Below are 9,337 nucleotides of genomic sequence, written 5' to 3' on the forward strand. Positions count from 1 at the left end.
TGAGCGAGCGCGGTCGGAGGTCAGTATGGATGATGGCGGGACGGCTCTGCTGGAAAGACTGCGAAGTCTGGGCGCCACGGGGAACGGCGAGATACTGGTGCGGGGCGAGCAGGGCATTTGCTATCTTGCGCCGGTGCTCATTTCGCACTACGTGAGTTCTCACGGCTATCGACCGCCCGGCGAGTTCGTCGCCGCTGTGGACGTGCCTAGCTAGAAGCTGGTGCTGGTGCTGGTGCTGGTGCTGGTGCTCGAGGTCGCGTGCGGATCCCTGGCCATGAACCATGGCCGGGGATCCGCAACCGGCCGCTGAAAATGTGTCAGCGACGAGGTGGCGTGCCGGCCAGGCCGGCACGCCACCTCGTAGGGGTTCGTCGGGCCGGTGTCAGCCGGTCTGGCAGGTGACCGTCGGCCAGGTCCAGTTGCCGTTGGCCATGACCGTGATGCCGAAGTTGTTGCCGTTGCCGTTCGGCCTGGCGGTGACGGTGCCGCTGGTGCCGCTGACCGAGGCGTTCCAACTGTTCTGGATGGACTGGCCGCCATTGAGGCCGAGGTTGACCACCCAGCTGTTGGTGCCGCTGACCGCGACGTTCAGGTTGAACCGGTCACCCCACTTGTCGCCCGCCGACAGCACCGCCGTGCAGTTGCCGTTCGGGGGCGGGGTGGTGGTCGGGCCGGGGGTGGTGGGGTTGCCCCCGCCGCCTTCCCAGACGGTGATGTCGGAGCTGCCGCTGCTCTGGTAACCCTCGGTGGCCATGATCTGGTAGTGGTGGTTGCCGAGGTTCAGGCCGGCGCGGGCCCAGGCGTCGAAGTGGTTGGCGGTCGTGATGGTGCCGCTGCTCCGCTTCTGCTGGCGCACGCTCCAGTACTGGTAGAACGTGCAGCGGTCGCCGTCGATGCAGGGCGCGTTGACCCGCTGGCTGCGCAGGATGTCGTAGGTGCCGCCGTCGGTGGTGACCGTGCCCATCCGCTGGGCGCCGCTGCTCGGGTTGAAGCTGCCGAAGTTCTCCACCACGTAGTACTCGATGAGCGGGTTGCGCGTCCATCCGTACAGGGCGAGGTAGGTGTTGTTGTTGCCCGGGTTGTAGCTGCCCGAGTAGCTGACCGTCCGTCGGCTGCCGGTGGCCCAGCCCTTGCCGCCGACCCAGTTGTTGGTGCTCCGGTCCCAACTGCTGCTGTATCGGCCGTCGGCGCGCAGCGTCATGCTGGCGTTGCCGCTGTCCTTCCAGAACGAGAAGTAGTAGCCGTTGTGCGTGCCGGTGAGGTTCGAGGTGAGGGTCCGGTCGGATTCGGCGTGCGCGTTGGGCGTGGCGATGAACGTGCCGGTGACGGCGAGCGCTGCGGCGCACGCGGCACCGAGGAGCAGCCGTATGCGACTGCTCCTGCGCGGAATGGTCGAGGTGCGGTTCATGTACGTGTTCCTCCTCGTGGCAGCTGGTGGCCAGCCCCGGGATGCGACCCGGTGGGCTGTCGGTGGCCAGGTGCGGCAGCCGGTCATTCCGCGCCTCACCGCAGGGGTGGATGGACGGTCCTCCACGACTTGACTGGGTCGCGGCGGGTGACGACGGTGGAATTGAGGGCTGTCGATGTTGAGGGTAGGGCTCCGGCTTCCGGGCTGTCAACGATTTTCCGAAACATTGCCGAAACTTCCTCTTGGCGAGGCGGGGCCCCTAGGTGGCTCCGACGGGCTGGCGGCCATGGTCTGGGACGCATGTTCCGCATGGTCAGTTGGGCCCCCAGGGGGCAGCGCGGTGATCCAGGCCGCGCGACCGAAACTTTCTATCTCGGGGGCCGGCCTTGGCGTGGCGTACGACAGGAAGGCAGTGCCTGCAACCAGACGACTCGCCGGTCGAGCGGATGCGAATGTCCTGGCCGCACGCGTGAGCAGGGGGCAGGCGGCGGTGCCGCAGCGTCGGCCGCCGTGCGGCAGGCGCGACTAGAGGTGGCCGATGGGTTCACCGCGCAGCAGGCTCAGGTGCAGCTTCTGCAGCCGCGGTGACGGCTCGATGCCGAGCTCGGCGATGAGGCGTACCCGGTATTCCTGGAAGGCGGCGATCGCTCCCGGCCGGTCGGAGGTGGCGTCCAACGCGCGCATCAGATTCTCGGCGGCGCGCTCGCGCATCGGGTTGGCGCTCGAGTGTCGGCGGAGCATGGCGGCCAGGCCGACGTGGTCGCCGACCGCGAGCCGGGCCTGGGCCAGGTCGTCGATCACGGTCAGCCGGCGCTCGCGCATCGACATGGCCCAGGAGCTCAGCGGCAGGGTCTGCGGCACGTCCTCGGTGACGTCGCCGCGCCACAGCCGCAGGGCCTGGCGCAGCGTGTCGACCGCGGCGGCCGGCTGCGACGTCATGAGCTCACGCTGGCCGCGGTAGGCGAGCTCGGTGAAGGCCGCGGAGTCGATCTCCTCGGCCCTGGCCTCCAGCCGGTACGCGCCGGTGCCGCCGACGCCGCCCCGGCGGGTGTGCAACCTGTCCTGCTGGCCGGGTGCGATCTGCGCGAGGACGCGGCGCAGGGCGGTCGCGTGGGTCCGCAGATTGGCCTGGGCGCTGAGCGGGGGCTCGAACCACAGGTGTTCGGCCAGGGTGTTGAAGGATACGTAGCGATCGGCGTAGAGCAGCAGCGCGAGGAGCAGCGCGCGCACCAGAGGCACCACCACGGGGGCGAGACACCCCGGTTCTTTTTCGATGGCAACTGGTCCAAGCAGCCTGAACATCGGCATGAGCGATCCCCCGATCCGCCGTGCACCAGATCGCAGTGGACAGTACCGCAGGCCGAGCGGCCAAGGGTTATGTGCGATGTCTATGCGAAAACTGTGCGGAAGGTTGCCAGCCTGGGTGACGGAAAGGCGGCCCGGCTCGTGATCTGCGTCGATGCAGGTCCCCGGCCGCTTCTCAACGACACACGGGGGAACGTGCTTTGGACTCGGCAGCTGTCCGCGAAGCTCTATGGCGATTATCACACCAAGGCCCCGGGCGCCTCACAATTGATCAACTAAAAGGATTGTATCCTGCGGATTTCTACGGGCGGCCGCAAGGGCTCCCGGAAAGCGAGCGGCACGCGCTGACCTACGAGCGGCTGCGCCGGTTGAGCGCCGCCGTGCACGACGACGTTCCGCTGCTCCAGCGCCGGGAGACGCTCTTCCCGCTGCTCGAATGGGCGGCCATCGCCGACCCGAGCCTGTTCTATGCGTTCTTCCTGCACCACTGCACGACCGTGGGCGCGATTCTCGAGTTCGGGGCCGGCCGCGACGACCTGACGCCCCTGCTGGGCGAGCTGAACTCCCTGACCGTGACCGGTGCCCTACTGATGACGGAGCTGGGCCACGGCAACAGCAACGCCGCGGTGCGCACCCGGGCCGTCTACGACCGCGAAACCGAAGAGTTCGTGCTGCACACCCCGGGCGCCGACGCGGTGAAGTACCCGCCCAGCGTCGCCTGCGCGGGCATCGCCCGGGTCGGCATCGTCACCGCGGCCCTGCACGTCGACGGCCGCGAGTGCGGCAACTTCTGCTTCGTCGTGCCGCTGCGCGACGCCGACGGCCCGTTGCCCGGCGTCCGCGTCGAACCCGTGCCGTCGCCCCCCGCGCTGCCGCTCGACTGGGCGGCCGTCTCCTTCGACCAGGTGCGCGTCCCGTACCGGAACTGGCTGCGGGACCAGGCCTCGATCGGCGAGGACGGCACGTTCACCGACGTCTTGCCCGACCCCACCATGCGGTCACGCCAGGCCTCCCGGCTGATCCGCTACGTCTGGGAGGGCGCGGCCGCCGGCCTCTCCGCCGTCACCCGGGCCGCGGCGAGCACCGCGCTGCGCTTCGCGCACATCAGGCAGACCAACGGCACGTACGCCGGTGCCTTCGCCCCGCTCCAGCCCGTGATCGCGTACCGCAACCAGCAGCGTGCCCTCTTCGGCGCGCTCGCCTCGGCGTACGTCTCCACCCTGGCCGTGCGGACCATCACGACACCCGAGCCACCCGGCCGCGACGCCGGCGCGATCCGCACCATCATGACGCTCAAGGCGGCCATCGATCAGATCGCCGAACGGGTCACCGCGACCACCCGTGGCGCGACCGGCGTGCTCGGCTTCAGCCCGCAGAACCGCTTCCTCGACTACGAGGCGCTGGCCCAGTCCTTCAACGCGGCCGGGCTGAGCACCCAGGTCCTGTACCTCAACATCGCCTGGACCCTCGCGCTCGGTCTCGGTTACCAGGCACCGGAGGCGTCCGGCCGGCTCGACGACGAGTCCGGCCTGCTCGACCCGGCCGCCTGGGCCACGCTCGCCGCCGCCCGCGAGAGCCGCCTGCACCAGCAGCTCACCACCGAGCTGGACAAGGCCCGCGCCGAAGGACTCAGCGAGTTCGAGGTGTGGAACGACCGGTTCGGGCTGGCCGAGCGGACCGCCGAGGCACACGGCTTCCGGCTGCTCGCCGAGATCGTCCGGGACGTCGTCGCGGCGACGCCCGACCCCGAGACCCGCCACGTGCTGAGCCGTCTGGTCGCGCTGCACTTCCTCGCCGCGGTCGAGGAGCGCGGCGGCTGGTTCGTCGCCGAGGGCCTCGTCACGCCGGCCGTCCTCCGGCGCATCCCGGCCCTGCTCGACGAGCTCTGCGCGGAGCTCGCGCCGCACGCGGCCGCCCTGGCCGAGGCCCTCGACGTGCCCGCCGACCTGGTCGGCGCGCCGATCACCGAGCCGGGCTACGTGAGCGCCTTCACCGCCGTACCGGCCGCCGGCACGCACTGACCACACCTTCGCCGAACCCACGCCTCGACCTCACCCTCGCCGTACGCGCGCACCGACCCCTGCTGCGCGTACGCGAGCCCGCCCACCGAGCGCCGTCACGGGGCCGCGCGGCACCATCCTGCCCGCCGCGCCTCATCCTGCCGTCCTGACCGGAAGGTGCATGACGTCATGCTTGACAACGAGCCGATCGCCGTCGTAGGCCTGTCCTGCCGTTTTCCCCAGGCCGCCGACCCCGGCGCCTTCGCCCGCCTGCTGCGTGGCGGCGTCGACGCGATCACCGAACGCCCCGGCGCCGAACCGGGTGTGCCGCGCCGGGGCGGCTTCCTCGACGACGTAGACCGGTTCGACGCCACCTTCTTCGGCATCGCACCGCGCGAGGCGGCCGCGATGGACCCGCAGCAGCGGCTCGTCCTGGAGCTGGGCTGGGAGGCCATTGAGGACGCCGGAATCGTGCCGGGCACGCTGCGCGGCGACCGGGCCGGCGTCTTCGTCGGCGCGATCTGGGACGACTACGCGACGCTGGTACACCAACGGCCGCTCGAGTCGATCACCCAGCACACCATGACCGGCCTGCAGCGCGGCATCATCGCGAACCGGCTGTCGTACCTGCTGGGCCTGCGCGGGCCCAGCCTGACGGTCGACAGCGGCCAGTCTTCGTCGCTGGTCGCGGTCCACCTCGCCGTGCAGAGCCTGCGCCGGGGCGAGTCCACCGTGGCCATCGCCGGCGGCGTCAACCTCGACATCGTCGCGCACAGCGCGGTCAGCGTGGCCGAGTTCGGCGGCATCTCGCCCGACGGCCGGTGCTTCACCTTCGACGCGCGGGCCAACGGCATCGTACGCGGCGAGGGCGGCGGGCTCGTCGTACTCAAGCGGCTCTCCGACGCGGTGGCCGCCGGTGACCGGGTCCACGCCGTGATCCGGGGCAGCGCGGTGAGCAACGACGGCGGCGGCGAGAGCCTGACCAGCCCGGTGCAGGCCGCCCAGGAGGAGGTGCTGCGGCTCGCCTACGCCGACGCCGGGGTGGCACCGGCCGACGTGCGCTACGTCGAACTGCACGGCACCGGCACCCGGCTGGGTGACCCGATCGAGGCCCGGGCGCTCGGTGCGGTGCTCGGGGCCGCGCGCTCCGGCGGTGAGCCGCTGCCGGTCGGCTCGGTCAAGACCAACATCGGCCACCTGGAGGCCGCCGCCGGCATCGCCGGCCTGATCAAGTGCGTGCTCAGCATCAGCAACCGCGAGCTGTACCGGAGCCTGCACTTCGACACCGCGAACCCGGCCATCCCGCTCGACGACCTCGGGCTGCGGGTGGTCACCGGCCACGCGCCGGTGGAGCGGCCGGGGCCACTGGTCGCCGGCGTCAGCTCGTTCGGTGTCGGCGGCACGAACTGCCACGTCGTCCTGGCCGACCCGCTCGACGCCGACGACCGGGGCACCCGGCCGCGCCACGCGCCGGATCGGGACTCCGCGCCGTGGGTGCTGTCGGCGAAGACGGCCGGGGCGCTGCGGGGCCAGGCCGGGCGCCTCGGCGCGTACCTGGACGAGCGGCCCGACCTGCACCCGGCCGACGTCGCCTGGTCGCTGGTGCGGACCCGCACCGAGTTCGCCCACCGCGCGGTCGTGCCGGCGGCCGACGCCGCCGCGATGCGGGCGGCCCTGGCCGGCATCGCGGCCGGCGACGACGACCGGCCGGGCGTGGCCCGTGGCGCGGTCGCGCCGGCCTCCGAGCGGGCGGTCTTCGTCTTCCCCGGCCAGGGCTCCCAGTGGATCGGCATGGCGACCGAGCTGATGCGGCGGTCCCCGGTCTTCGCCGAGCACATCCGGCGCTGCGAGGAGGCGCTGCGCCCGCACGTGCCGTGGGCGCTGACCGACGTGCTGCGGGCCGGGCCCGACGCGCCACCCGAACTCTCCCTCGACCGGCTCGACGTGGTGCACCCGGTGCTCTTCGCCGTGATGGTGTCGCTGGCCGAGCTGTGGCGCTCCTACGGCGTTGTCCCGGCGGCGGTCGTCGGCCACTCCCAGGGTGAGATCGCCGCCTGCTACGTGGCCGGCGCCCTCAGCCTGGAACGGGCGGCCGCCCTGGTGGCCCGCCGCAGCCGGGCCTTCGCGCTGCTGGCCGGCCAGGGCGGCATGGCGTCGGTGGCCCTGTCGGCCGAGCAGGTGGAGGAGCTGCTGAGCGCCTGGCCCGGCCGGCTGTCGGTGGCCGCGATCAACGGGCCCCGGGCCGTCACGGTCTCGGGCGAGGTCGCCGCCCTGCACGAGCTGATCGCCGAGTGCACGCGCCGGGAGGTGCGGGCCCGGCTGCTGCCGATCGATTGCGCCGGCCACTCCGAGCAGGTCGACGGCATCCGGGACGAGCTGTGGGAACTGCTCGGCACGGTCACTCCCCGGTCCTCGGCGGTGCCGTTCTTCTCGACCGTCGACGCGCGGTGGCACGACACCGCGGAGCTGGACACGACGTACTGGTACCGCAACGCCCGCCAGGCGGTCCGGTTCGACCCGGCCGTGCGCGCGCTGCTGACCGCCGGGTACCGCACCTTCATCGAGGTCAGCCCCCACCCGATCCTGACCGCGGCGATCGCCGACACCGCCGAGGAGCTGGACCGGCCGGCCGTGGCCGTGGGCACGCTGCGCCGCGACGCCGGCGGCCCCGAGCAGTTCCGCGCGGCCTTGGCCGAGGCCTGGGTCAACGGCGTCGCGGTGGACTGGGAGCCCGCCTTCGACGGCCTCGACGCGCGGCGGGTCGCCCTGCCGACGTACGCGTTCCAGCGCCGCCGCTACTGGCTCGACGACGCCCCGACGATGACGTTCGCGCCCTCCGGGTCCGGCCCGACGGCCCAGGAGGACGAGCCGGCCGCCGAGGACACCACCGGCACCCTGCGGGCCGCCTGGGCCGGGCTCTCCGAGCCCGACCGGCAGGCGGCCGCCGAGGACCTGATCCGGCGGCAGGTCCGCGTCGTGCTGGGCGCCACCACCGAGGAGCTCGACTTCACGCTCTCCTTCAAGGACCTGGGCTTCGACTCGCTGACCGGCGTGCAGCTGCGGAACCGACTGATCACGGCGACCGGCCTGCGGCTGCCCACCGCGGTCGTCTTCGACCGGCCCACCCCGGCCGTGCTGGCCCGGTTCCTGGTCGACGAGATCTCCGTGACGCCGCAGGGCGCGCCGGCCCCTCCGCCGGCCCCTACCCCGACCGACGCGCCGGCCGACGAGCCCATCGTGATCGTGGGGATGGGTTGTCGGTTCCCGGGTGGGGTGCGTTCGCCGGAGGGGTTGTGGGATCTGGTGGTGGCGGGTGCGGATGTGGTGGGGGAGTTTCCGTCGGATCGTGGTTGGGATGTCGACGAGCTGTTTGATCCGGATCCGGATGCGGTGGGTCGGTCGTATACGCGTCGGGGTGGGTTCTTGTATGACGCGGCGGAGTTCGATGCGGGGTTCTTTGGTATTTCGCCGCGTGAGGCGTTGGCGATGGATCCGCAGCAGCGGTTGTTGTTGGAGACGTCGTGGGAGGCGTTGGAGCGGGCGGGTCTGGTGCCGGGGTCGTTGCGGGGCAGTGCGACCGGGGTCTTCATCGGCGCGATGGCCCAGGACTACGGGCCGCGGCTCTCCGAGCCCGCCGGTGACGCCGAGGGCTTCCGGCTCACCGGCAACCACACGAGCGTGGTCTCCGGCCGGATCGCGTACGCCCTGGGCCTGGAAGGGTCGGCCCTGACGATCGACACGGCCTGCTCCTCGTCGCTGGTGGCGCTGCACCTCGCGGTGCAGGCGCTGCGTCGGGGTGAGTGCTCGTTGGCGCTGGCCGGCGGCGTGACCGTCATGCCCACGCCCGGCCTCTTCGTGGAGTTCTCCCGCCAGCGCGGCCTGTCGGCGGACGGGCGGTGCAAGGCGTACGCGGAGGCGGCCGACGGCACCGGCTGGTCGGAGGGCGTGGGCGTGCTGGTGGTGCAGCGCCTCTCCGACGCGGTGCGCGACGGCCGCCCGGTGCTGGCCGTCGTGCGCGGCACCGCCGTCAACCAGGACGGCGCGTCGAACGGCTTGACCGCCCCGAACGGCCTGGCGCAGCAGCGCGTGATCCGCCGCGCGCTCGCCGACGCCGGCCTCGGAACGGTCGACGTGGACGTGGTGGAGGGTCACGGCACCGGCACCCGGCTCGGCGACCCGATCGAGGCCGAAGCGCTGCTGGCGACGTACGGGCAGCGGCCGGTCGACGCCGAGCCGGTGTATCTGGGGTCGTTGAAGTCGAACATCGGCCACACCCAGGCGGCGGCCGGCGTCGGTGGGGTCATCAAGATGGTGATGGCCCTGCGGCACGGGGTGCTCCCCGCGACGCTGCACGTCGACCGGCCCACCACGCACGTCGACTGGGCCTCCGGCGGGGTCGCGCTGCTGGCCGAACGACGCGACTGGCCGGAGCTCGACCGCCCCCGCCGGGCCGCAGTCTCCTCGTTCGGGCTCAGCGGAACGAACGCCCACGTCGTGCTGGAGCAGGCGCCGCCCGCCGACCGCCCGGCGACGACGCCCGGCCCGGCCCCGCTGGTGGTCTCGGCGCGTTCCGCGTCGGCGTTGCGGGAGTACGCGGGGCGGTTGAGTCCGGGTATGGCGTCGG

General features: G+C 72.2%; 4 protein-coding genes. 2 read left to right on the forward strand and 2 right to left on the reverse strand.

Annotation, left to right across the window (positions count from 1 at the left end; genetic code table 11):
* Positions 1-382 precede the first annotated feature (382 nt).
* Both ACLQ2V_RS24550 and ACLQ2V_RS24555 read right to left on the reverse strand, forming a co-directional pair.
* Positions 383-1,408 (reverse strand): glycoside hydrolase family 11 protein, encoded by a 1,026-nt coding sequence (locus tag ACLQ2V_RS24550; RefSeq protein WP_425720925.1) that lies wholly within the window; start codon positions 1,406-1,408, stop codon positions 383-385.
* Between the two features lie 525 nt (positions 1,409-1,933).
* A complete protein-coding gene (locus ACLQ2V_RS24555; protein WP_425720926.1) occupies positions 1,934-2,638 on the reverse strand; it encodes an AfsR/SARP family transcriptional regulator in 705 nt (234 codons plus the stop codon).
* A 359-nt stretch (positions 2,639-2,997) separates the two neighbouring features.
* Here ACLQ2V_RS24555 and ACLQ2V_RS24560 point away from each other — a divergent pair, with 359 nt between their 5' ends.
* Together ACLQ2V_RS24560 and ACLQ2V_RS24565 are read left to right on the forward strand one after the other, a co-directional pair.
* Positions 2,998-4,734: an acyl-CoA dehydrogenase gene (locus ACLQ2V_RS24560; protein WP_425720927.1), complete on the forward strand. Its 1,737-nt coding sequence runs from the start codon at positions 2,998-3,000 to the stop codon at positions 4,732-4,734.
* A 168-nt stretch (positions 4,735-4,902) separates the two neighbouring features.
* A partial coding sequence (locus ACLQ2V_RS24565) for a beta-ketoacyl synthase N-terminal-like domain-containing protein (protein ID WP_425720928.1) occupies positions 4,903-9,337 on the forward strand: 4,435 nt, incomplete at its 3' end.

The sequence above is a fragment of the Micromonospora sp. DT233 genome (assembly GCF_049841815.1).
In the GTDB taxonomy this organism is placed as follows: domain Bacteria; phylum Actinomycetota; class Actinomycetes; order Mycobacteriales; family Micromonosporaceae; genus Micromonospora.

What these genes read in the sequence shown, in the direction of transcription:
- ACLQ2V_RS24550 (WP_425720925.1), bottom strand. Translation starts at nt 1,408, where the DNA reads ATGAACCGCACCTCGACCATTCCGCGCAGGAGCAGTCGCATACGGCTG.